Origin of the sequence: Levilactobacillus parabrevis (assembly GCF_044051715.1) — a bacterium.
In the GTDB taxonomy this organism is placed as follows: Bacteria; Bacillota; Bacilli; order Lactobacillales; family Lactobacillaceae; genus Levilactobacillus; species Levilactobacillus parabrevis.
This window is the reverse complement of the sequence record NZ_CP168688.1, coordinates 1,477,947-1,500,417: the sequence shown is the minus strand read 5'-3', so window position 1 is coordinate 1,500,417 and position 22,471 is coordinate 1,477,947. Positions and strand designations below refer to the sequence as shown.

Annotated in this window: 20 protein-coding genes, 1 pseudogene and 1 riboswitch; of the genes and pseudogenes, 16 read left to right on the top strand and 5 right to left on the bottom strand. The window is 49.2% G+C overall.

Translation table 11 applies throughout. The annotated features are described in order from the left end of the window. The first annotated feature begins 52 nt into the window (after positions 1 to 52). From pyrR to ACEPSU_RS07080, 3 genes are read left to right on the top strand one after another with little or no spacing between them, the layout of a single operon-like run. Positions 53 to 586 (top strand): bifunctional pyr operon transcriptional regulator/uracil phosphoribosyltransferase PyrR, encoded by a 534-nt coding sequence (gene pyrR / locus ACEPSU_RS07090; protein ID WP_020089295.1) that lies wholly within the window; start codon positions 53 to 55, stop codon positions 584 to 586. Positions 587 to 610: 24 nt separating this feature from the next. After that, positions 611 to 1,690: a carbamoyl phosphate synthase small subunit gene (locus ACEPSU_RS07085; RefSeq protein WP_395345632.1), complete on the top strand. Its 1,080-nt coding sequence runs from the start codon at positions 611 to 613 to the stop codon at positions 1,688 to 1,690. A 2-nt stretch (positions 1,691 to 1,692) separates the two neighbouring features. Beyond that, positions 1,693 to 4,266, top strand: a complete 2,574-nt coding sequence (locus ACEPSU_RS07080) for a carbamoyl phosphate synthase (RefSeq protein WP_395320833.1) — start codon at positions 1,693 to 1,695, stop codon at positions 4,264 to 4,266. A gap of 69 nt (positions 4,267 to 4,335) precedes the next feature. Here the strand turns inward: ACEPSU_RS07080 and ACEPSU_RS07075 are convergent. Next, positions 4,336 to 5,594 (bottom strand): annotated as a pseudogene (locus tag ACEPSU_RS07075) (ISL3 family transposase). A 215-nt stretch (positions 5,595 to 5,809) separates the two neighbouring features. Next, complete coding sequence (locus ACEPSU_RS07070) at positions 5,810 to 7,519, bottom strand: NFACT RNA binding domain-containing protein (protein WP_395323310.1); 1,710 nt, start codon at positions 7,517 to 7,519, stop codon at positions 5,810 to 5,812. Between the two features lie 318 nt (positions 7,520 to 7,837). Here ACEPSU_RS07070 and ACEPSU_RS07065 point away from each other — a divergent pair, with 318 nt between their 5' ends. From ACEPSU_RS07065 to ACEPSU_RS07035, 7 genes are all read left to right on the top strand, one after another. After that, complete coding sequence (locus tag ACEPSU_RS07065; RefSeq protein ID WP_020089299.1) at positions 7,838 to 8,269, top strand: MarR family winged helix-turn-helix transcriptional regulator; 432 nt, start codon at positions 7,838 to 7,840, stop codon at positions 8,267 to 8,269. 23 nt (positions 8,270 to 8,292) lie between these two features. Beyond that, a complete protein-coding gene (locus tag ACEPSU_RS07060; protein ID WP_395323309.1) occupies positions 8,293 to 9,603 on the top strand; it encodes an alkaline phosphatase family protein in 1,311 nt (436 codons plus the stop codon). Continuing rightward, the gene (locus ACEPSU_RS07055) at positions 9,590 to 10,837 is read left to right on the top strand and encodes an MFS transporter (RefSeq protein ID WP_395320827.1); all 1,248 of its coding nucleotides are present in this window, start codon (positions 9,590 to 9,592) and stop codon (positions 10,835 to 10,837) included. The genes ACEPSU_RS07060 and ACEPSU_RS07055 overlap by 14 nt, the downstream gene beginning before the upstream one ends. Before the next feature lie 183 nt (positions 10,838 to 11,020). Continuing rightward, on the top strand, positions 11,021 to 11,887 hold the full coding sequence (locus ACEPSU_RS07050; protein ID WP_020089302.1) for a DegV family protein: 867 nt from the start codon (positions 11,021 to 11,023) through the stop codon (positions 11,885 to 11,887). Between the two features lie 50 nt (positions 11,888 to 11,937). Further along, positions 11,938 to 12,035, top strand: a riboswitch (THF riboswitch). Between the two features lie 39 nt (positions 12,036 to 12,074). Further along, positions 12,075 to 12,602 carry a folate family ECF transporter S component gene (locus ACEPSU_RS07045; RefSeq protein ID WP_033388803.1) on the top strand — a complete coding sequence of 176 codons (528 nt, stop codon included), beginning with the start codon at positions 12,075 to 12,077 and terminating at the stop codon, positions 12,600 to 12,602. Positions 12,603 to 12,888: 286 nt separating this feature from the next. Continuing rightward, positions 12,889 to 13,329 (top strand): GtrA family protein, encoded by a 441-nt coding sequence (locus ACEPSU_RS07040; protein ID WP_020089304.1) that lies wholly within the window; start codon positions 12,889 to 12,891, stop codon positions 13,327 to 13,329. Positions 13,330 to 13,412: 83 nt separating this feature from the next. Further along, positions 13,413 to 13,691, top strand: a complete 279-nt coding sequence (locus ACEPSU_RS07035) for an AbrB/MazE/SpoVT family DNA-binding domain-containing protein (RefSeq protein ID WP_395320824.1) — start codon at positions 13,413 to 13,415, stop codon at positions 13,689 to 13,691. Positions 13,692 to 13,950: 259 nt separating this feature from the next. On the opposite strand, the gene ACEPSU_RS07030 is transcribed toward ACEPSU_RS07035, so the two are convergent. Beyond that, the gene (locus ACEPSU_RS07030; RefSeq protein ID WP_395320822.1) at positions 13,951 to 14,466 is read right to left on the bottom strand and encodes a VanZ family protein; all 516 of its coding nucleotides are present in this window, start codon (positions 14,464 to 14,466) and stop codon (positions 13,951 to 13,953) included. A 277-nt stretch (positions 14,467 to 14,743) separates the two neighbouring features. Between ACEPSU_RS07030 and ACEPSU_RS07025 the strand changes: the two genes are divergently transcribed. Continuing rightward, a complete protein-coding gene (locus tag ACEPSU_RS07025) occupies positions 14,744 to 15,592 on the top strand; it encodes a class I SAM-dependent methyltransferase (protein ID WP_395320821.1) in 849 nt (282 codons plus the stop codon). Positions 15,593 to 15,626: 34 nt separating this feature from the next. Here ACEPSU_RS07025 and ACEPSU_RS07020 read toward each other — a convergent pair whose 3' ends face one another. Then, on the bottom strand, positions 15,627 to 17,372 hold the full coding sequence (locus ACEPSU_RS07020) for an MFS transporter (protein ID WP_395320820.1): 1,746 nt from the start codon (positions 17,370 to 17,372) through the stop codon (positions 15,627 to 15,629). Between the two features lie 134 nt (positions 17,373 to 17,506). On the opposite strand from ACEPSU_RS07020, the gene ACEPSU_RS07015 reads away from it, so the two are divergent. The 3 genes from ACEPSU_RS07015 (at position 17,507) to ACEPSU_RS07005 (ending at position 19,114) form a co-directional block, all read left to right on the top strand. Continuing rightward, the gene (locus ACEPSU_RS07015; RefSeq protein ID WP_395320819.1) at positions 17,507 to 18,070 is read left to right on the top strand and encodes a TetR/AcrR family transcriptional regulator; all 564 of its coding nucleotides are present in this window, start codon (positions 17,507 to 17,509) and stop codon (positions 18,068 to 18,070) included. Between the two features lie 515 nt (positions 18,071 to 18,585). After that, the gene (locus tag ACEPSU_RS07010; protein ID WP_395320817.1) at positions 18,586 to 18,858 is read left to right on the top strand and encodes a type II toxin-antitoxin system Phd/YefM family antitoxin; all 273 of its coding nucleotides are present in this window, start codon (positions 18,586 to 18,588) and stop codon (positions 18,856 to 18,858) included. Next, positions 18,851 to 19,114: a Txe/YoeB family addiction module toxin gene (locus ACEPSU_RS07005; RefSeq protein ID WP_395320816.1), complete on the top strand. Its 264-nt coding sequence runs from the start codon at positions 18,851 to 18,853 to the stop codon at positions 19,112 to 19,114. The genes ACEPSU_RS07010 and ACEPSU_RS07005 overlap by 8 nt, the downstream gene beginning before the upstream one ends. Before the next feature lie 61 nt (positions 19,115 to 19,175). On the opposite strand, the gene ACEPSU_RS07000 is transcribed toward ACEPSU_RS07005, so the two are convergent. Then, complete coding sequence (locus tag ACEPSU_RS07000) at positions 19,176 to 19,715, bottom strand: hypothetical protein (protein ID WP_395320814.1); 540 nt, start codon at positions 19,713 to 19,715, stop codon at positions 19,176 to 19,178. Positions 19,716 to 19,941: 226 nt separating this feature from the next. Here ACEPSU_RS07000 and nth point away from each other — a divergent pair, with 226 nt between their 5' ends. Both nth and ACEPSU_RS06990 read left to right on the top strand, forming a co-directional pair. After that, a complete protein-coding gene (nth, locus tag ACEPSU_RS06995) occupies positions 19,942 to 20,592 on the top strand; it encodes an endonuclease III domain-containing protein (protein ID WP_395320812.1) in 651 nt (216 codons plus the stop codon). 235 nt (positions 20,593 to 20,827) lie between these two features. Further along, positions 20,828 to 22,342, top strand: a complete 1,515-nt coding sequence (locus tag ACEPSU_RS06990) for an endonuclease MutS2 (RefSeq protein WP_395320810.1) — start codon at positions 20,828 to 20,830, stop codon at positions 22,340 to 22,342. The last annotated feature ends 129 nt before the right edge of the window (positions 22,343 to 22,471 follow it).

Below are 22,471 nucleotides of genomic sequence, written 5' to 3'. Positions count from 1 at the left end.
ATCTGCCCGTTTCCTGCACATGAACGCGTGAAACTTTAAGGAGGAATTTAAGATGGCAAAGGTAGTTGTGGACGCAATGGCAATGCAACGGGCCCTGACCCGAATCACATATGAAATTATTGAAAGAAACAAGGGTGTCGATGACCTCGTTATTCTAGGCATCAAGACGCGCGGCGTGTATTTAGCACGACGAATTGCCAGCCGCTTACAACAACTGGAGAACGTGACGGTACCGGTCGGCGACCTCGACATTACGTCGTATCGCGACGATATCGAACACGACGCTGCGACCGATCCTACGGTATCTGCAGCGAACATCAACTTTTCAGTCGCCGGCAAAAAAGTAATTCTGGTCGATGACGTTCTGTACACGGGTCGCACCATTCGGGCCGCAATGAGCGCCGTCATGGATCTTGGCCGGCCGAAGTCTATTAACCTGGCCGTCTTGGTCGATCGTGGACACCGGGAGCTGCCAATTCGGGCCGACTTTGTGGGCAAAAATATTCCTAGCTCTCAGCGCGAACGGATCAAGGTCTCCGTCAGTGAGATCGACGACCGCGACGCCGTGGAAATCCAACAGGCATAGACTTGACGAAGGGGCCGATTTAGCATGGCAAAACGCTATTTGATTTTAGAAGACGGCTCGGCCTACGCCGGTGAAGGATTTGGTGCCGGCGCGACAACGAGTGGCGAAGTCATTTCCAACTTGAATCTCTTAGGCTATCAGGAAACAATCACCGATCAGATTTATCACAACCAAATCATCATTTTTGCGCAGCCAGCCATTGGTAACGTGGGGATCAACCACGATAGTTACGAGTCGATTCTGCCCACGGCTAAGGGGATGGTGGTCCGCGATGTCACGAATATCTCGACCAACCGCCTGTCCCGGCTGTCGCTTGATGAATTTTTACAACAACACAACATTCCGGGTATCAGTGGCATCGATACCCGCCATTTGATTCGTAAGCTCCGCAAAATGGATGGGCCGGTCAAGGGGAGTATCGTGGATGTTGCGGACGCCCACGCCTTTGATCAGCTCAACGCCACGGTGCTGACGAATCGCCAGGTCGATCAGGTCGCCACGCCCAAACCGTATCCCAACCCGGATACCGGTAAGAACGTGGTCGTGATCGACTTTGGGCTGAAACACGGGATTTTACGGCAGCTGTCAGAGCGCCGGTGCAACGTCACGGTTTTACCGTGGACGGCAAGTGCTCAAGACGTGCTGAACTTGGATCCGGATGGGGTGCTCCTGTCGACGGGGCCTGGTTCACCCTTAGACCTCGGTGAAGGGGTCTTAGAGATGATTAGAGCCGTTCAAGCGGAGATTCCGTTATTCGCTATTGGCTTGGGCCACGAGCTCTTTGCGCTGGCTAATGGGGCGAAATTAGAGGCACTGCCCGTGGAGTATCACGGCAGTAGCCATCCCATTCGTCGGATCATTACGAACGATATTATTTACGCCACGCAGGGTCAGGGGTACGCCGTCACCGCCAAGACGATTGACCGTGACCGGCTGATCACCACCTACGTGGACCTGATCAACGGCACCGTTCAGGGACTGCGACACCGTGACTACCCAGCATTCTCCGTGCAGTTCTTCGCGGATGGTGCACCGGGTCCTCATGAGAGTCGGGACCTGTTTGATGAATTCATGGAAGCCATGACAGCACGGCGGGAGGGATAAGTTTGCAGAACTTGGATGACTTACAAAAAGTTTTGATCATTGGGAGTGGTCCGACGGAAATTGGTCATGAGACCGAGCTCGACAGTGCCACCGTCCAGATCATTACGGGCTTCAAGAAACACGGCGTCCGGACGCTGGTGATCGATAACAACCCATTCTCCGTGGCGCTGGAAGAAATTCAGCCAACCAACATGTACGTCCAGGCGGTGACGACCGCTAACGTTCGACACATCATTGAACGTGACCAGCCAGACGCCATCTTACCGACGCTGGGTGGCCTGCTGGGTATTCGAATCACTCAGGAGCTCATTGAAAATGGTGATATTGGTCGCTTTGGTGTCACTATTTTAGGGATGCCCGCCGCGACTCTACGGCAGATTAACAATCCAGCCGCCTTAAACGCCACACTCAAGGAGATTCACGAGCCAGTCATCGAGGCACAGGTCGTGTCTACAGAAGACGAGGCTCTGGGGTTGGTTGAGTCGATTGGCTTTCCACTGATTGTGAAGCCGGTGGCACCACGCTTGGATACCAACCGTACAATCTGTGAAAATGTCGATGACATGCTGGATGCCCTGAATCAGGGGTTCGCCCAGTCACGATTTGATCAGTGTACGCTGGAACGTAGTGTCGTGGGGTACAAGGAAATTGAAATGGTTGCGGTTCGCGATGTGGCCGATACCAAGATCCTGATCGCAGGGTTGGAAAATATCGACACCGTTGGGATTCACTCGGGAGACTCGATTGTGGTGACGCCACCACAAACGCTGAATGACCGGGAGTACCAGGACCTGCGGGACGCCACCTTTCGGATTGCAACCGAACTGGGAATTGTGGGAGTCATCCACATTCACTTTGCGTTGAATCCAAATAATCAGCATTTCTACGTGACTAAGATTGCCCCGTACTTTACGCGAGGGGTGGCCTTGGCCGCGCGGACGACCGGTTATCCACTGGCGCTGGTCACCGGCGCTCTGCTGATTGGTCAGCGACTCGTCGACATCAAGTTGCCTAGTCGTTTCATCAAGCAGACGGCCATTATGGAACCCACGATTGACCACGTCAGCGTGCGCATTCCCATCTGGCCCTTTCAAGAGGTCCCGGATGCCGACCAACACCTGGATACCGTCATGAAGGCGGTGGGGTCAACGGTCGGTGTGGGCCGATCGGTCGAGGAGGCCATGTTAAAATCCGTGCGGAGCTCACAGTTCTCACCACGAGATGTGTTACCTAGCGTCAGCAATCTGACTGATGGGGAAATGATCAGTCAATTGATCCATCCGCTGGCTAACCGAATTCTGGTGTTGATCGAAGCACTCCGGCGGGGATATGCGCCCGATGAACTGAGTGAATTGACCAAGATCGATAACTTCTATTTCGTCAAACTGCAACACTTGTTGAAGATCGAGAAGCGAATCAAGGAGAATCCCCTGGATGTCGATACCCTCAAGGTCGGCCGGTACTACGGCTTCGGGGATGGGATGATCGCCCGCATCTGGCAGACGGACACGGCAACTATTCGCCGCCTATCCGCTGAGGCAGACATTAAGCCGACCTACAAGATGATCGAGCCCACTGCCGGTGAGTTCGATGAACACGCCAGCGGCTACTACAGTACCTTTGAATACGAAAACGAGAGTGAGCCGCTGGGCGACCGGACCGCATTAGTTCTGGGCCGCGGTGGTAATCAGTTGGGTCCCAACACGGCGGCCGAGTATTTCACTACGGAGATGCTCAAGCAGTTAAAGCGTGCGGGTTACCATACAATTCTGATGAATACCAACCCGAATGCCATTGGGATCGCGCCCGAGTTTACGGACAAACAGTACGTTGATCCCATTCAACTGGGGGACGTGCTCAACGTGATCAAGGTCGAGCATCCAGACATTGTGATCGTTCCCGGAAATCGGCATTACCTGACCCGTGAGTTGGGCAAGCTGAACTTGAATTTACACGTGTTGCCGCCGGATCAAGAGAGCAGTCAGGCACAACCGAAGACGGCGACCATCAGTGTGAGTCTGTTTGTCCACGAGCAGCATAAGATCGCGGTCGGGGTCATGGATATGATCGCCCCGGGGATGAACCAGGATATTGCACAGGTTACGGCCTTCCGGATGCCGGCTGAGCGGGCCAAGGCTGATCGGCTGAAGTTGGTCGAACAGGCTAAGGAAGCCGTTAGCGAGCATCAGTTGACGGGGATGGTGCAGGTCCTCTTTGCACCGAAGAGCAAGGACAGTCAACAGCTAACAGTTGTTGGTGTCCGACCGACTCGATTGACGGAGATGGCTTTTCTGAGTAAAGTCACCGGCGTTAACTGGGTACGAATGCTCACCCGGCAACACATCGGGACGCTGGACGAGAAGGAATTGGCTGCAATTAAGATCGATCTCAACAGCAAGCGTGTCGCCTTGATGAATGCCGTCTTCCCATTCCAGCAGCTCCACGTCTTGAACCGGCCGGGAACGACCGATCAGGAAATGGGGGCCACGATTGCCTTTGGGTCGAGTGAGGCTTTAACCTTGAGCAATTTGAGTGATACCGAGCAGCTCGACAAGATTATTAACCGGACGATTTAATAGCCGGTACTCAGAAATTAAGGCTCTTTGTCAACGAGTGTTGATGAGGGGGAATTTAAGAGGTTCAATTCATTTTCGAATTGGGCCTCTTTTTTGGACCCTGATTTTGAATTCAATTTGTATTCTATAACTGAAGTTGATCCAATTACGGTATCCATAGGCGGTGCGCTTTATCTGTTTAATTTTACGGTTAACGCCTTCAATTGGGCCATTTGAGATAGAACACTGTGTCATATTTTCAATAAACCGTATCTTATGAATAAAGGTGTGGACGGTCTCTAGAAGTTGAGGACTAACGTTCTCAACTTCACCCAAAGCTTCGATAAAGGCGGAGTAGTCGCGTTTTTGAATAGCTTCGGTTAAAGCGTGGGCAGAGTAATAGGTGTTTTTGAATTGCTGATTTAGTTCTACACCTTCCAGTACAACTTGCTCTTGGGTTAAATGGTCTTTAAGGTGTGAAAACCAGTGTGTTTTGGTCTTCTCAAGGTCTTTATAGTTCTTCAAGTAGAGACGCCAATAATACTTAAGAACACGATATTCACGAGTATTTTTAGGGAATTGTTTCATCAACTGAACGCGGGTCTGGTTCAGTGAACGTAAGGTCATTTGAACCAGATGGAAATTGTCGGCGACTATTACAGCTTTAGGGAAGATCTTACGGATAACGGATTGGTATTGTGCGTTGAAGTCCATGACAACACGAGTAACTTTTTTCCTATTCTTTAGAGAATAGTGATTTAGGAAAAATTCTCCAATTTCTTTGTTCTTTCGTCCTGGCAAGATGGTGATAAGGTCGTGCTTTTTAGCATCAATAGCGATAAAGCTCATTTGATTGCCAGTAGAACGAAACTCATCAATACACAAAGAAGTGGGAAGACCATTGTATGCCGGCCTGGTTTGCTTCACAATACAACGTGTTGACTAACTGTGTTAGTCGACACGTTGTATTGTGAAGCGATACTGGTCATAGTTCGATCTGTGGTTAGCTCTTTTGTAATGCTATGATTAATGCTTTGAGATATCTGATGTTTTTTCTTTACGACAGGTGTTTGGGCAATTTGTGTGTGACCACAGCTCTTGCAGAGAAAACGTTGTTTGCGTAAAATTAGTAGAGCTGTCCGTTCGCTAATATTAGGAATCCTGATATTCACTGTTTTGAAGCCATTTCTAACGACTTCATGTTTGCCACAACGTGGGCAAACATTTACGGTATACGACAGGTCGGCATAGATTCGCAAAGCGTCACGTGAATTATCTTGTACGCTAAAATTAGTAATATTTTGGTCTTTAATTTGCAGTAGTTTTCTTGTAGACTGTTCTTGGGACATGTCATCATTCTCGCTTTCAATTGGTTTTCGTCGACTTGATTGTAGCATAGAGGTGACATGCCTCTTTTTTTGACTAAAAATGGTGTTGATGGATTTCTCCATCAACACCAGATATCATAGAACCGAAATTAAATTGTAACTAGCAAAAAGCACACCATCAACGTTAATTGATGGCGTGCTTTTCATTTGCAGATTATTTGTAACTAGCAATCAAACTAATTATCCGCTAATTTTTCAACTAAATCACTTTCAGGCGTGACGTAAACGGTCCGTTGACCGGTAAAAATCACGTAACCAGGTTTAGCACCGTTAGGCTTATGCAGACGCTTGACTGGCAGGTAGTCCACGGGAACGTTGCTGGAGGCCCGCCCCTTGGAGAAGTAAGCAGCTAGATTAGCGGCTTCCATGATGGTTGCCTCGCTAGGGTCATCGTTGTGAATGATGACGTGAGACCCCGGCATGTCCTTCACGTGCAACCAGATGTCGGTTCGCTTAGCCGTGTGCAGGCTGAGTTGGTCATTTTGCAGGTTGTTCTTCCCAACAGAGATCTTGGTGCCATCGCTGGCAGTGAACCGATCTGGCTTGCTGACCTTTTGCCGTTTTTGCTTCTTGTTCTTCTTTTGGTGATCGTGGTCGCGGAGGTAGCCACCTTGTTGGAGCTCCAAGCGAATGTCGACGAGGTCCTTAGGCGCGGCCAGTTCGATCTGGGCCATGATGTTAGAGAAGTAGTCCACATCGGCCTGGGTAATTTTAAGCTGTTCGTTAACGTAGATCACCGCATTTTTAGCCTTCTGATACCGTTTGAAGTACTTTTGCGCATTTTGGTTTGGAGAGAGTTGATTGCTGAGCTTGATCTTCAGTGGCTTGTTCTCATCGTAGAAGTTGGGAAGGGAAACGTCGGTTTGACCACGGTCAACTTGGTTGAGATAAGTCGTCAGGATTTCACCCTTGATCCGGTAGTCATCGGCGTTCTCCGTCTCGGCTAGCGTTCGCTGCAACTTTTTGAGCTTGTTGCGGTTCTTCTTAAGTTCATTACGAACGACCCGAATCAAGACGCTCCCTTGTTGTTGAACCCGGTCCCGTTCGGCCTTATCCTGATAATAGGCATCCAGAAGTTCAGATAAGCTTTCAGAGGTGTGTTGCGTGCCAGCCGTCGGATAAGGAAAGGCGGTAAAGCTGGTCTTGCCCTTTGGCGAAATGGTCAGTGTGGGTTGTGGCGCGTCGAAACGGGCGAAGAAGTCACGGAAATGTTGGGCAGCATCGCCGGGTTCGTGTAGAACCGTTGACAGTGCGGCGACCGTATCCTTGCCCAGTCCCTGGTATTGATGTTGCAAGGTTTGAGCGAGGACCTCTTCGTTAGGGAAGTCGCGTAAAGTTTGGGCGAGATCGGCCCGGGGACCATCGAAGGGGTTGTCGAGGTCCTGCTTTGGTGGGGTGATGTATTGTGCACCCGGGAGCAGTAACCGGTAACGGTTCTGATCGGAGCCGACGTGCTTGATAGCGTCTAGGATCTTACCACTGGCACTGTCGACGAGGATGATGTTACTGTGTCGGGCCATGATTTCGATGATCAGGAGTAGTTCCTGCTGATCCCCTAATTCGTTACGCGACGTAAAGTGGAGGTGAACGACCCGGTCGTTAGCGGCCTGGGTGATGCCTTTGACGATGGCGCCCTGCAGGTATTTCCGGAGAATCATCGTGAAGTTGGTGGGGACGGGTGGGTTGACGTAAGGAATCTGCGTCACTTGGATCCGCGCGTAGGTTGGATTAGCCGAAAGAAGGATCGGATAATTATGGCCGTTGGTGCGAATCGTCAGGACGACTTCGTTATCGTAAGGTTGGTTAATCTTACTAACGCGGCCGGTCGTCAGATTTTGGCTGAGTTCCTGAACCATTGCGTGGGTAAAGGATCCGTCAAATGACATGGAAACAACACCTTTCTAGTGAAAATTTTATTTTTAAAAGAGATTTGTGATGGTGGGGGAGCTGTCTGTGCGGGCTCACGGATGAATAAGAATCCGGATAATGGCGAAGGATTATTCGTGAGCTAAGTTGAAGCTGATAAGCGTTCGGTCACAGATGGATTCCTAAAAATGACGCAACTTTAAGTATAACTGGCCGATGGATTAAGTGCAAAGAAGATCCCTTATAATCCCAATAATATTAAGATAAAATCGTCATCAAATTGACTTGTGATTAGCAAGCAAATCGTTGTACAATACAAGCAAAGGAGTGAGGGCAAAATGAAATCCAGTCTAGCCGCGTTAATGGCCATCAATAAGGTGCAGCAAACGCTGCTGCAGCGGATGACCAAGCAGCATCACCTGACCGTTTCCGAGTGGCAGTTACTCGACCACATTGGCGGCGGTGAAAATACCCAAGAAATTCTTGCCCAACAAACGAAGTTGGATACCTCGACTTTGAGTCGTCAACTGAAGGGCTTGGTTGCCAAAGACATGGTCACCAAGAAAGCCATTGGGCGAGACAAACGACAGTTGGTATATACAATAACGGATAACGGTACAGAAACGGCCGCCACAATCAATACGGCGTTTGAGACCTTATCCGATGATGTTTTTGAACATTGGTCAACCGATGAACGCAATTTATTACAAATATTATTAAACCGGCTCGATAAGAGTATGGACCGGCAACGTACCGTCAAGGAACCTTGAGGACGTTTGAGCATAAGGAGTGAATGATTATTCAGCAAAGATTAGTTGTGATTTCTTTAGATGCAATGGGGAGTCGAGACTTGGATGAACACTTAGAAGAGTTGCCCAACCTGCGGCGCCTGGTGGTCACGGGAACCCGAGTTAGAAAGGTGCGGGGTATTTACCCGACATTGACTTATCCCTCACATACCACGATCATTACCGGGCAGTATCCGGCGGTTCATGGCATCGTGAATAATACCAAAATGCAGCCGCAACGGCAGTCACCAGATTGGTATTGGTATCAACGTGATGTGAAGGTGCCAACGCTGTATGATCTTGTACGGCAAAAGCACGAGAAAACCGCGGCTTTCCTGTGGCCCGTCACGGCTGGAAGTAAAATTACTTATAACCTAGCAGAGATTTTTCCCAACCGAATCTGGACGAATCAAGTGCTCGTTTCGTTAAAGGCTAGCAGTCCGGCCTTTCTGCTGCGGATGAATCAGCGTTACGGTCACCTGCGGCGGGGAATTCAACAACCAGAGCTGGATGACTTTATCACGGCCTGTGCAATTGACACACTGGTCCATAAGAAGCCGACGTTGACCCTGATTCACCTGGTCGATATGGATAGCATGCGCCATCGTTACGGGGTCCGGTCGGCCGAGGCTATGGCGGCTTTGAAGCGATTGGATACGCGAGTTGGCAAGCTGATCGATGCGACGATTGCGGCGGGAACCTTTTCGGCTACGAACTTTGCCATTCTAGGCGATCACTACCAGATCAACGTGGATCACATGATTCACTTGAATCAGGCCTTTGCTAAACGTGGGTGGTTGACGCCTACAGTCAACGGGACGGTTAAGAACGACTGGCACGTGTGGGCCAAGTCCTGCGATGGGAGTACTTACGTGTATACCCGCAACTTTGCGGATAGCAAGCACCTGCAACAAGTGCTCGAGGAGACTCCCGGGGTTGCCCGGGTGATCGATGGTCGCACGGCAGCTAAACGCGGTGCCGACCCGCACTGCCGGTTCATGGTAGAGGCGGAAGCTGGGTATTACTTTACGGACGAGACCGGTCGTCCTGATGTGGTGGAGGCGGTTGACCCAGAGAGTCTCGGGCAACCGGACCGCTATCACGGAGTTCACGGGTATGATCCGGATAAGCCGGATTACTTTACCACGCTGGTACTGAACGGACCGGCGATTAAGCCTAATCAAATCATTGATGAGGCACGGCTGATCGATGAGGCCCCAACCTTTGCGAAACTCCTGAATGTGCAGTTCCCCGAAAAATTACCGGGTCGAGCTTTGACCGCGGCCTTTAAGGAGGGCCACGATGACGTTAAATAAGGAGCAGTGGAGTTGGGTCTTCTACGACTGGGCCAACTCTGGTTACGGCATCATCGTGACCACGGCGGTTCTCCCAATCTACTTTAAGGGTGTTGCCGAGAGCAGTGGGGTCGCGGCGGCGAATGCCACGGCCTACTGGGGTTATGCCAATAGTTTTGGAACGCTACTCGTAGCCATCTTAGCGCCCTTCCTGGGGGCGTTGGCCGACTACCGGGGATTCAAGAAGCGTCTGATGACTGGATTTGCCAGTCTGGGGATGGTGATGACATTGGGGCTAGCCCTGTTGCCGTCTTCGCAGTGGCAGTGGTTGTTGATGATCTATATTCTGTCGATTCTAGGATATTCAGGCGGGAATCTTTTCTATGATAGCTTTTTGACTGATGTCAGTGATGATCGGCAAATGGACCGGTTGTCCAGCGTGGGTTACGGCTTTGGCTATTTAGGGGGCGTGATTGCCTTTCTCCTGTTTATGGTTCTCGAGTTCACCAATGGCTTTGGTCAGCTGTCGAGTCTGGCTGTTGCGCGCTGGGGGTTCGCCTTAGCGGCCGTGTGGTGGATTGTCTTCTTCATCCCGTTCCAGCGTAACGTGCACCAACGTCACGCCTTAGACGTCGCATCAGCGCCACTGAAGCAGAGCTGGCATCGCGTCTGGCAGACCATTATTCATCTGCGGCAACATAAATACTTAGCTTGGTTCCTGATTGCTTACTTCTGTTATATCGATGGGGTCGATACCATCTTTACCATGGCGACCTCCATCGGCTTAGACATTGGCATTAACAGTACCACGTTGATCATGGTACTGCTGGTCGTCCAACTGGTGGCTTTTCCGTTTTCCATCTTCTATGGGTGGCTAGCTGGTAAGACGAGTACGCGGACGGGGATTCTCATTGCGATCATGGTTTACCTGGTAATCTGTGTGGATGCCTTGAATCTAAAATCGACTACGGACTTTTGGATTCTAGCCGTGCTGGTTGGGACGAGTCAGGGGGGGATTCAAGCCCTATCTCGGTCCTACTTCGGTCGGTTGGTCCCTAAGGAGCGGTCGAGTGAGTTCTTTGGTTTCTATAACATTTTGGGAAAGTTTTCGGCAGTGCTGGGCCCCATTTTGGTTGGGGTCATTACCCAAATGACGGGACAATCCCGTATTGGGGCGGCATCGCTGTCGATCTTGTTTGTAATTGGTCTGATAATTTTTCTCACAATTCCACGGTCGGCGACGGGTAAATCCTAGTCGTCTCGTCGAAATTATGGTATTCTAGTTTTTGAAACTTAATTTTGACCCCCAGTGGACTTCTGTTTTTTTGTTATTCTGCTGGCCGTACCAGTTGATCCTGCTCACTGAGTGGTGATTAATGGTGCGGTTTAATTGTGGGGGAAATGAGTCCTAAACGAAAGATAAAGTAGGTGTACAAACATGAAGATTGCTGTGGTCACCGATAGTACCAGCTATTTGTCCGCAGAAGAGGTCGAGCGGTATCACATTCACGTCGTACCTATTCCGGTGATCATTGATGGTCGCTCCTATGATGAAGATGTTGATATTACCACGAGCGAATTTTACGAGCGATTACGAAATTCCAAGTCCTTCCCCAGTACGTCCCAACCGCCATTAGGTGAAATGATCAACTTATATGATCAGTTGGCCGACGAAGGGTACGATGCGGTTATCAGCATTCATTTGGCCAGCACAATTTCTGGGTTCGTCAACCAGTTAAAGGCGTTGGCACCAACGATTGAAAACATCAAGGTCATTCCATATGATTCGCAAATTACCGTTAAATTAATGGGTTACTTAGCGATTGAAGCGTCACGCATGGCCGCAAAGGGTGCCGAGCCAGACGAGATCATCGCCCGACTCGACGACTTGCGGTCAACAATTGGCGAATACTTCGTGGTTGATGACCTGCAGAACTTGGTGCGTGGTGGACGGTTGTCCAACGCATCTGGGTTCATCGGAAGTGTCCTACGGATCAAGCCATTATTGACCTTTGACGACGAGACCCACGAGATTGTCGCCTTCGAAAAGGTTCGGTCGCGTAAGAAGGCGTTAGCCCGCGTGGAAGACCTCTTCGTCGAGGCGCAGTCCAAGGTCGACTATCCACTCCGAGCGTTAGTTTTAGATGCTAACGATCCCGAGGGTGGGCAGGCTTGGGCTAACAAGATTGCCACGCAATACCCCGAGATTCCGGTGGAACGGTCGTACTTTGGACCGGTCATCGGGACCCACTTAGGGGAAAAGGCTTTGGCCTTAGCTTGGTTAAAAGATTTCGATCGCGCTTAAAGCGTGCATCTTCTATGCGGTTATGGTAAGCTATTCGCTGTAATTAAATTTACGGAGTAGGAAATAAAGCGTCAAGTGCTGGTGGAACGCAATGTGAACACCGGACGAAGGGCAATTGGCCCGCGATTTTATTTCCGCATTGGCCGCAGCGATGTGGCAACTCCCTTAGGAGATGTCTGAATTGAAGATGACTGTAGAGACTCGGCTACCTAAGCTGAGCACGTTGAGTTTGGTCACGATGGGCCTATTGATGGCGTTGCAATTGGTGATCAAGAGTTTTTCGGTGGGACCAGCATTCTTGAAGTTTAGCTTCACGTTTCTGGTCGCGGCACTGGTCGCCCGGTTATTTGGCCCCTGGTGGGGGATGATGACGGCGGCAGTGGTCGATGTGATTGGTACGTTGATGTCGGGTGGCCCGTTCTTTATCGGGTTTACGATCTCGGCGGTATTGGGTTCACTGATTTATGCGCTGTTCCTGTATGGAAAGCCGGTGAGCTGGCCGCGGTTGATCATCGCACAGGTTATCATCTCAGTGGTGGTTAACGCGCTGTTGAACACGTTGTGGGTGGCTATCATGTATAAGACCCCATTCTGGGGACTATTCCCCGTGCGGCTCTTAAAACAGGTGATTATGACCCCGATTCAAGTCGTGTTGCTCTATGCGCTATTCAAGAGTCATATCGTTAACTTAATTCAAAAACGTTTAAACCTTTAGAGAAAACGGACACCATTTCGGTTGAGAAACTGGGATGGTGTTTTTAGTTGGTATGGGGCGAGATAGGCAAGATTAAATAAATTACTTTAACTTAACCTGTTCAAAAAAACCACCACTCCAATTTCACTTGCTAAACCCACGCCACAGCCAAACCAGTCACTAGAGAATGTATGGTCAAGTGCGTGAACCTTTAACTTTTTCTATTGAATCGGGGATTTGCCTTGTTTCCCGTTGCTTTTTCAGTTATAACAAGGATTGACGAGGTGCCATTTCGGGGAGGATATTTATGAAGCAATTACTGCAACTCTATGACAAGTATAAGAGCGTCATTGCGTACCTGTTTTTCGGAGGACTCACCACACTAGTTAACCTGGTCGTCTTCTTCGTGACGGCGACAATGTGGGGCTGGAACTACCAAATCGCGACGGCGATGGCGTGGTTTGTTTCCGTGCTATTTGCGTACGTGACGAACCGGGTATGGGTCTTCCACTCCCATTTCACCACGTTTGAAGCCCTGTGGCGCGAGATCATCACGTTCTTCTCCGTCAGAGCGGCCACACTGATTATGGATGAGGGTATCATGTGGATTGGGGTATCCTTATTATCGCAAAATGAAATGCTGACTAAGTTGGTTGACCAAGTTATTGTTGTCTTGGCAAACTACTTCTTCAGCAAATGGTTCGTCTTTCGCAAGACCAAGGCAACCTCATCGTCAATGAATGAATAAATGAGTAGATCACGCTGTCTGAATGGATGGCGTGATTTTTTAGAATTATTGATAATAATGATTGAAAGAATAGGAGACCTATTATGAATTCCAATAGTGATGCTAAAATTATAAAAATGTCTAGTGAAGGTCGAGTGGTTATACCGGCTACGTTTAGAGAAAAGATGGGACTTTCGAGTGGCGATTACTTGCAGGCCACACTGAATGCCAAAGGAAAATTGTGCCTTGAAAAGCTCCCGTCTGCTCTTGATTGGCAAACCTTAATTGCTGGAATTCCGGTTGAACACGTTGATTTCGATGCGGCTGGCAATTATGATGCGACAAAGTCACCGAATTTTGATGAATGGATGCACGAGGAGTAATCTGTATTCGGGATAGTTGTGCCAAGCTATTCATTTGACGACAGGATCAATAATCGCTGGAAACTATTGGTCGGTGAATTAGATTCTCAACGTAAAAATATAACAAATATATAATTGTGCCATTAAATCGATTTTTTTAAAAACATGAGACAGATTTCCTAAAAATTACATTAGTAGTAAGTAGGGACACCATTTGCTAAGCAAAAAGCCAAGTCCTGATTCGGCACTTACCGGATTGGACTTGGCTTTAACTTTCACATTAGGCAACTGCACGCTGCTGTTGTCGGTTGCGGTGACCAACGCGAATACGGTAATAGATGGCGACCAGGATGCCACCAATCACGATACCAATAGCATTGGCAAGCACATCGTTGATATCGCTACTCCGATTGATCAGCCAGTGCCGTGAGAGGATATACTGAATCGTTTCGATGCTACTACCAGTGAAGAGACCGAATACCCCAACCCCCCAGATGGAAATCTTTGGGACGAGCCACTTTAGCAGCAGACCAAGTGGCAGGGTCAGGAGAATATTTTCCGCAAACCCGAGATTAAAGACGTCTAATTGCGTTAAGTTCACGCGACCGAAGCCAACGGGCATAATGTAGACGCCGGTGCCAGAGAAGGAAATCGGTGTGAATAGGATTGCTGCTAAGCCGGTTAAATAGGCTAAAGTCAGCAGGGCGAACCACCGATGTTTGTGCGTGGTTGTGACGATGAGCAGGCCACTCAAGCAGGCCATGAGTAAGATAATTAATAGGGGTTCCCAGCGCATCGAATCACCTCCGAAAGATGCTAACCATTTATACGTGTCGTTCAACATGTTCCTAGACTACCGCAGAATGACGTGTCTGTGGGAAAAATACCAGGGTTTTTAAGGCTTCTTTGGCCCTTTAGTAAATTCATAAGTTTTTGGGCAAGGAAACAGCACATTCTTTCGCGGCTTCGGTGTACGGCGTGGGAGATTTCGACTGAGAAAGTGGACGACGGGTGTCGCTGGCACTCTGTCTGCGTGGTATGATAACTACAAATTAATTGAGGAGGTGGCAGGTATGGATCAGTCAGATTATCAAAGTGAGTTGCGAGACAATCAAGCAAATTGGAACGACCGCGCTAAGGTCCACATGATCTCGGACTTTTACGATGTCGATCACTTGGTGGCAACCCCAAACGAAACGACGGTGACCGTTCAGCATGACTATGACGTTCTGCGGCAATGGCTACCTGACAACACGATTAGAGGTTGTGATTTACTCCACCTGCAATGTCACATCGGAACGGATACGCTGTCCTGGCAACGCCTCGGCGCTACTCACGTCACAGGGCTGGACTTCTCGCCACAGTCGCTAACGTATGCCAGAGAGATCGCACAACGAGCGCGGGCGGAAATTACATACGTGCAGGGCGATGCCCGCTTTGCCAGTCAGCGGATTCAACGAAAGTTTGACGTCGTGGTCACCAGTATGGGGACGATTACATGGTTGCCGAATCTGACGGACTGGGCCCAGTCGATTTCGGCGTTGCTGAAGGCTGACGGCACATTTATGATCCGCGATGATCATCCTTTTCTAAATGCCTTAGACTTCGAGTCGATGGTCGTTCACGCCGACTACTTCAACGACGGCATGCTGACCTACGAACAGGATGGCTCATATACCGACCATTCGGCCCATCGCGTGCAACATACGACAAATCACAATTGGAATCATGATTTTCAAGAAATCACCACAGCCTTCCTGACAGCGGGATTGACCATTGAATTTCTGGGTGAGTATCCGCGGACAGAGTGGCCAGCACTACCGAATCTGGTACAGCGTGACGGTTGGTTTGAACTGCCGGCCGATGCGCCGAAGATTCCCCTGACGTTTGCGCTGGTGGCGAAGAAGTCGGCTCGCGGGTAACTAGTTATGATCGTTCACGCCTAATCTGTCTGTTTTAGTGATCGTGTCGAAATTTAAACACGGGTACCATTAAGATTGCTGCAAATGGTACCCAGCTTAATACGCCAAAAACATTGAGAAAGGCGTGATTTAGGTGGTACTTCAGTGACCGGTGAATACGTTGCGTCACCTTAGTCAATTCGCGGTTAAGTTGGTGAACGCGTTGGGTGATCTTACGGTTCACCGCAATGGTGATGGACCGCTGCAACTGCTGCTTTGCGGACAGTGGAATGAGCGTCGCTGTAACGGCCTTTGCTGTGGATAGGCTGAGCAACTGTTGCTGATAGACCCGATGAACTTGTTGCTGTCGTGCGGCCGCAGAAACCGTGATGGTCGTTGGCTTGAATTTCGTCTTAGTGGACGTGACGGACGTGCTATTTGGATTGAGCCACCGTTGTAGCTTTTGATTGAGTCGATGCTGCTGCGTTGCTGTCACATTGGCCAACTGACTGACCTGAGTGTGAGCGACGGCCAGTGTCTCGCGCTTCGCATGGGTCACGTTGCTGGTGAGTAGTGTGGTAAAGACGGCAATTGCCAGAACCATTCCCACTTGTCGTAGGACGTTGGCCACACTTTGAGAATCGGTCAAGCGAGCGCCGTGAAAGTCTGCTACGGCAAGAATGTTCGCTGTGGCCGCAACTAAGCCGTAGCCTAACCCCAACAGAATATCGGCGATAATCAGTTGCCGATAGTTGCTACCCAGTGGAATACGCCCAAGTAAGACATAGCTGATACCCATCAGCAGGAAACCACTGGCAACAATCAGCTTGTTATTGACGTGACGAATTATCAGCGACGTTAGGATAACCGTCACCATAACCGTGACAGAATAGGGTGTCATCAACAGAGCCGCTGTGAGCTCGCTGGTGCCGTGAACACGGGTGAGAAAGGTTGGTAGAAGCACTGCTAGCCCACCCAGAAAGAAATTGCAGAGAACTAGCGCGAGGCTGGCACCATTAAAGTTACGACTCCGAAAGAGCTGCAAGTCGACCATAGGGTGTGCGGTATGCCGTTCCCAGGCCAGAAAAGTGATGAAACTAATCGTGGTCAGTGTAAACAGACTAACGATGGTCGTGGACTGCCAGCCCCAAGTGTTCCCTTTGATCAGGCCCAGTGACAGGCTGAAAAGTAAGACCATGCTGAGCAGGGCACCGAGCCAATCAATTTTAACGGTAACTGTTTTTTCGTGTCGCAGTGGCAGTACGAAACCAAAAACAATCAGGTCTAGAATGACTAACGGAACATTGATGAAGAAGACCCACCGCCAGCCCCAATATTGGGCAACAATCCCGCCGACAGTCGGGCCTAACGCAACGGCCAATCCCTGAACACCCGCCAATGCGGCAACGACTCGATTCCGGTTGGCTTGGCTGTTTAGGTCCAGGCCAATGACCATACTGGTGGGAATGATGGCAGCAGCCCCAATACTTTGAATAGCGCGGGCAACGAGCATCCAGGTAAGATTGGGTGATAGACCAGTCAAGAGTGATCCCAGGCCAAAGACGACTAAACCAGTAAAGACAAATTTATTTTGACCAAAGTGTTCCGCGAGGCGGCCGAACGGAATGATCAGTGTGGCGAAAATAATCGTGTAGACGTTGAGTGCCCAAGATAGTTCGGTCAGGCTTTCCCCAAAGGCTGACTGAATTTCGGGTAAAACGATGGTCATGATGGAAACGTCCATCATACATAGCAGGTTTCCGAGCAGTAAAACGGGTAAAACACCCTTTAGCTTGTTCATAGTGAGCTCCCCCTTTTGTGGCACATCTGTGACACCTTGACCTTAACAGCGTATACTGAGCACTACAAGTTCAAGTAGTTGCTGAAAGATAAGTGCTACACATGTGGGGGATTTGTGACAGGAGGTTAGGCACCATGAACGGACAGGAAAGACTGGCAGAACAGTCAAAGGCGTGGTTGGAGGCAGCTCTATTTGATTTGTTAGACGAACAGCCATACGCAGCGATTACGGTCACTGAGATTGCAGACCGGGCACAGTTGTCGCGGCGGACCTTTTACCGGGCATTTCAGGACAAGGATGCTTTGTTGGGTTATTATAACCAGGAGGTCGGGCAACGGTACTTGGCGGTCCTGCAACGCATTGATCCGCAAAATATGGTCTTTGAAGATGTGTTGACCTATTTCTTTGAGTTCTGGTGGCAGGAGCGTCAGCGGGTGAGTCGCCTGATTGCTCAGGGGCTCTTCGACCGTACGTTAGCTCAGATAACGCCGCAAGCGAGTGAAATCTATCGGGTCTTCCCAGCACCTTGGCATATAGCCGGGTCAACGGTGGAGACGGGCTACATCATGAGTTTTGCTATAGGGGGCTTTTGGAACGTCCTGAACACATGGCTGGTCAAGCCCCATCCAGAATCACCAGCAAAGATGGCCGCATTACTAACGGCTGGGCTAAAACGCCTGGGTGAGACTGGGGCATAGTTGGTTTTGGGATTGAAATGGAACCTTTAACAGTGTAAAAGGAATCATAATGCCTTGTTTTAGATATTTGAAGAAAAATGGAAGTATAATTCCATTTTGGAAAGATTTCTGTCTAAAAGGCATTATGTTTCCATTTGACTAGGACACAATTAATTACGTGGCGATTCTCACGGAAGAGGTGGGTGAGGTGTCACGAGCAGTTCGTGTCAATGAAATTGGCTGCGACCATCACGGTGAAAGACCCGTGATATCCGCTGAGAAGCGGGCGAATTTGAAGGAAAAAGCGGATACGCTGGATCTGGTTCTAGTGCTCAGTAGCCTTTACGATACCTGCTTGAGGCCAGTGAGAAGAAACTCACGACATGATTTAAGGGTGGGAAATAGGCCGTCTCCGGACTACTTATAGATTCTGATGAAGAATAGAGATAAAAATGTTGCCTTGTTGTACGCTATGCTGTACAATAATCTTGTTGAAATCAAATGTACAGAATCAAGTACAGGAGGAAAGTGAGATTATGGAAGCGACAACTTACAGTGATTTTCGTAAAGATTTGAAGAGTTACATGGATAAGGCTACTGGAGATTTCGAGCCTATTACGATTACTCGGAAGAATCGAAAAAATGCGGTTTTGATTTCAGAGGATGAATACAATAATATGCTTGAAAATCGGTATGTCCTAGAAAATCCTACAAATCGTGAATGGTTACAAGAATCTCTGAATCAAGCACAACGGAATCAAACAGTTCAACATGATCTGATTCAATTAGATGAGGACATTGATGGATAAGAAATTTACAGAGAATGCTTGGCAGGATTATTTGTGGTTATTGAGAAATAATAAGCGAGCCGTTAAACGTGTTAATTTATTATTGAAAGATGTGTCACGGACGCCCTTCGAAGGTATTGGCAAACCAGAACCATTGCATGGGAACTTCACGGGATATTGGTCACGGCGAGTTAACGAAAAAGATCGCTTAATCTATACAGTTACTGATGAAGTTGTGACGATTTTGGCTTGCAGAACACACTATAATGAAAAATAAGTTAGCAACAGTAAAGGAGCCATGACATCCGTCACAGCTCCTTTGTTTTAGAAATTTAGCCTTATTTGTTGCGGCGTGCTCGCCGACGTTCGTGATGATCATGATGATTTTCGGCTTGTAAGGCGGCGTTGGCGCGCATTTCTGCCGGATATTGGCGCTGAGCGAGTAACCAGACACAGCCTCGTTGAACGAGCAGCGTGACACCCAAGTAGAGCAGCAACGTCACTGAGCTGCCCGTCCACAAACGGTCGACGCCCAGATGACCGGCAATGCCGACTAACCACAGGACCACCGTTAACCAGTTACCTTGGCGCATAACGAGGCCAGCATCGTTGACCCAGAGATGATAAGACCAAGCCCGTAGCGCGGCAAAAATCAGTGCACTAGCGAGACTAAGACTCCCGAAGATCAGAGCTTGTTGCGGAGTGATGTGCAAATGCTGTTTCTGAAAGGCATCACCGATTGAGGCCATTCCCAACAGAATAACCAGAATAAAAAATTCTAGTTTGAAACGAATGACTCTCGGGGCGAGTTGTCGTTTGATGACAACGACTAAGAGCCAAGCTCCAAGGACGAGGTTGGTTAAATCTAAATTTTGCATGACTAACTCCTTCAATATCTACTGAATAATTTAGGGCAATTTCTGATTATACACCTTGATTTCGAAAAAATCGGTCAAATAAGTTTATCTCGAAAAGTTTTACAGCATACGCGATATGATTTTGCAAAAGGTCAGCCTCGAAATTCAGACAAATTGATTTATATAGAGACTCTTTGCGGTACTATTAAGAGGACAACTACAGAACGATAGAAGCGGGAGGCTATTTATGTTAAAAGACGAACAGATTGTCTGGGCCATTCATCAAATGGAAGACGACATTGGACCGGTGGGGTCGTCACTGGATGCGCGGACGCCCTTCCAGTTTTTGATCTCCGTTATTTTGAGCGCACAAGCTACGGACGTCTCGGTCAATAAGGTGACGCCAACCTTGTTCGCCAAGTATCCGAATCCTGCGGCGTTAATGGTGGCAGATGTGGGCGACGTTGAAACGATTATTAAAAGCGTTGGTCTATTTCACAACAAGGCTAAGAATATCATCAAGACCGCGCGCATCGTTCACGAGAACTTAAACGACGTGGTGCCGACTGATCGTAAGGGTATCATGGCCTTGCCCGGTGCCGGTCGGAAAACAGCCAACGTTGTTTTGAGCGACGTCTTTGGCCAGGAGACGTTTGCTGTGGATACCCACGTCTCGGCTATTTCCAAGCGCCTTCATTTTGTAGAGCAGTCGGCCTCACCTTTACAGGTGGAGAATAAGATTGTCAGCGTTTTGAATCCGGCAGAATTGCATCAGGCGCATCACACCATGATTGAATACGGCCGCAAGTATTCGATGAAGTTAGCACCAGAGAAGGAAGTTTGCCAGCTGATCATCGACTGTGACAAGTTGAACGAAGAGAATGAGGCAGAGATTTAGAAACGGGTAGCGGGGTGATGACTCTGGTATCGCGTAGACTAGTGGACCTGCGTTTGCTCAAAGACTCGGCGTATGTTACGGTTAACACAGTAAATAAGGACGAGGAGTGACGTTAATGAGTGTGCGAAATTGCCGTGAAGTGTCCGGCACGAGATCGTGCAAGTCATAGCAAATAGCAGGACCGACAAGCCAATAACTGAAGGTCTCTCCATGCTGTTTGCTGCAAGGAGAGCAAATGAATTTAAAGGAAATTACCCAATTAGATCAAATTTTAGCAACAGTTGCCACGTACACGCACAGTGATCGGGCAGCCAAAGCACTACAGGAAACGGCCAATCAAACCGAATTGACGGCTGTTCACACACAATTAACGTTAACGGCGGAAGCCCACCGGCTACTGGCCAACAATGTGACATTTACTTATTTTGACCTAGATCAACTAGCGGCGTTGCAGGCCAAGCTTGATCAGGGCCTCATGTTGAACGCGCAACAGCTAGACCAGATCAATCACTTTTTGATTAATTTGCGGCGGCTAAAGGCCATCTTGCACACACACCAGCAGTTAGCACCACATCTGGCAGCGTTCATGCAATCCACCGCGCAATTGGGAAGTCTTCAACAAGAGCTGGAGCACATGATCATCTACGGTCAAATTGCCGACAACGCGACGCCGGAACTGGCCGAGATTCGTGGGAAAGTTGTAAAGCAACGCCAACAGGTTCAGACGGCGCTGACACAGTTCGTTCAGAAGCATCCCCGTTCCGTACAGAGTAACCGGCTGATCACGCGAAATGAGCGGGTTTGCGTGCAGCTCAAGGCCGGTGAAAAGAACCGATTCAAGGGGCAGGTCATCGATCAGTCGGCGACCGGTTCAACCATTTTCTTCGAGCCAGCCACGGCAGCTAAGAAGGGCGCTGTCCTCGCAGAACTCATTGCCGATGAAAGTGCTGAAGTCTACCAATTGCTAGTAACTTTGACCGGGGACGTACTGGATAACTGGGACGCGTTGACTAAGAATCAGGAGCTACTCAGCCAGTTCGACCAAATCATGGCACGTGGTCAGTACGGATTGGAAACGGCCAGTCGTTTACCCGAGCTAAATACGGATCAGCACATTAAGATCGTTGCGGGCCGTCATCCCTTGCTCAAGAACGCTGTACCGCTCGATATTGAGCTGACGCCGCAGCAGGGACTGATGATCACTGGAGCCAATTCGGGTGGGAAGACGGTTGTCTTGAAGACTATCGCGCTATTTGCCCTGATGATTCAGGTTGGCCTTGAGTTACCGACTGCTGCTGGAACCCAGATGGCAGTCTTCAGTCAGTTTTGGGTCGACATCGGCGATAACCAAAGTATTACGGCTCAACTGAGTACGTTTGCCGCTGAGATGACGACGCTGGTTGATATGACGGATAATATCAAGGAGAACGCGTTGGTCTTACTGGATGAAATTGGGAGCGGGACTGATCCGGAAGAAGGGTCTGCACTGAGTATCTCGATCATCGAATATCTTCGTCAGAGAAAGGCAACCATCATTGCGACGACCCACTTTAGTGCGATCAAGGAATATGCCGTTGATTGCCCGACGTTTATGACGGCCACGATGGCCTTCGATCCGCAGACGTTGGAGCCAACGTATCGCTTGTTGCTGAATCAGGTCGGCGCAAGTGAAGCAATCTGGCTGGCCGAACGCTTAGGCTTGGCGCAACCAATTCTGGATGCCGCACGCCAGCGACTTGTTACGAAATAAATTAGACTGAAATTCAAATATATAAGGCTCATCCATCGTTGTTAGAGCGATGAATGAGCCTTTATTCGTGTAGATTAGATCTCTGTTTCGAATCTATTATTGACGAATCCAGTTCGGACGCCAACAGCT

Excerpts from the sequence above, each read along its gene's own strand:
- ACEPSU_RS07050 (WP_020089302.1), top strand. The coding sequence starts at position 11,021 with ATGAAGATTGCTGTGGTCACCGATAGTACCAGCTATTTGTCCGCAGAA.
- nth (WP_395320812.1), top strand. The coding sequence starts at position 19,942 with ATGTTAAAAGACGAACAGATTGTCTGGGCCATTCATCAAATGGAAGAC.
- ACEPSU_RS07020 (WP_395320820.1), bottom strand. The coding sequence starts at position 17,372 with ATGAACAAGCTAAAGGGTGTTTTACCCGTTTTACTGCTCGGAAACCTG.
- ACEPSU_RS07045 (WP_033388803.1), top strand. The coding sequence starts at position 12,075 with ATGACTGTAGAGACTCGGCTACCTAAGCTGAGCACGTTGAGTTTGGTC.
- ACEPSU_RS07015 (WP_395320819.1), top strand. The coding sequence starts at position 17,507 with ATGAACGGACAGGAAAGACTGGCAGAACAGTCAAAGGCGTGGTTGGAG.
- pyrR (WP_020089295.1), top strand. The coding sequence starts at position 53 with ATGGCAAAGGTAGTTGTGGACGCAATGGCAATGCAACGGGCCCTGACC.
- ACEPSU_RS07005 (WP_395320816.1), top strand. The coding sequence starts at position 18,851 with ATGGATAAGAAATTTACAGAGAATGCTTGGCAGGATTATTTGTGGTTA.
- ACEPSU_RS07060 (WP_395323309.1), top strand. The coding sequence starts at position 8,293 with ATGATTATTCAGCAAAGATTAGTTGTGATTTCTTTAGATGCAATGGGG.
- ACEPSU_RS07070 (WP_395323310.1), bottom strand. The coding sequence starts at position 7,519 with ATGTCATTTGACGGATCCTTTACCCACGCAATGGTTCAGGAACTCAGC.
- ACEPSU_RS07040 (WP_020089304.1), top strand. The coding sequence starts at position 12,889 with ATGAAGCAATTACTGCAACTCTATGACAAGTATAAGAGCGTCATTGCG.
- ACEPSU_RS07065 (WP_020089299.1), top strand. The coding sequence starts at position 7,838 with ATGAAATCCAGTCTAGCCGCGTTAATGGCCATCAATAAGGTGCAGCAA.
- ACEPSU_RS07030 (WP_395320822.1), bottom strand. The coding sequence starts at position 14,466 with ATGCGCTGGGAACCCCTATTAATTATCTTACTCATGGCCTGCTTGAGT.
- ACEPSU_RS07035 (WP_395320824.1), top strand. The coding sequence starts at position 13,413 with ATGAATTCCAATAGTGATGCTAAAATTATAAAAATGTCTAGTGAAGGT.
- ACEPSU_RS07055 (WP_395320827.1), top strand. The coding sequence starts at position 9,590 with ATGACGTTAAATAAGGAGCAGTGGAGTTGGGTCTTCTACGACTGGGCC.
- ACEPSU_RS07085 (WP_395345632.1), top strand. The coding sequence starts at position 611 with ATGGCAAAACGCTATTTGATTTTAGAAGACGGCTCGGCCTACGCCGGT.
- ACEPSU_RS07010 (WP_395320817.1), top strand. The coding sequence starts at position 18,586 with ATGGAAGCGACAACTTACAGTGATTTTCGTAAAGATTTGAAGAGTTAC.
- ACEPSU_RS07025 (WP_395320821.1), top strand. The coding sequence starts at position 14,744 with ATGGATCAGTCAGATTATCAAAGTGAGTTGCGAGACAATCAAGCAAAT.
- ACEPSU_RS07000 (WP_395320814.1), bottom strand. The coding sequence starts at position 19,715 with ATGCAAAATTTAGATTTAACCAACCTCGTCCTTGGAGCTTGGCTCTTA.
- ACEPSU_RS06990 (WP_395320810.1), top strand. The coding sequence starts at position 20,828 with ATGAATTTAAAGGAAATTACCCAATTAGATCAAATTTTAGCAACAGTT.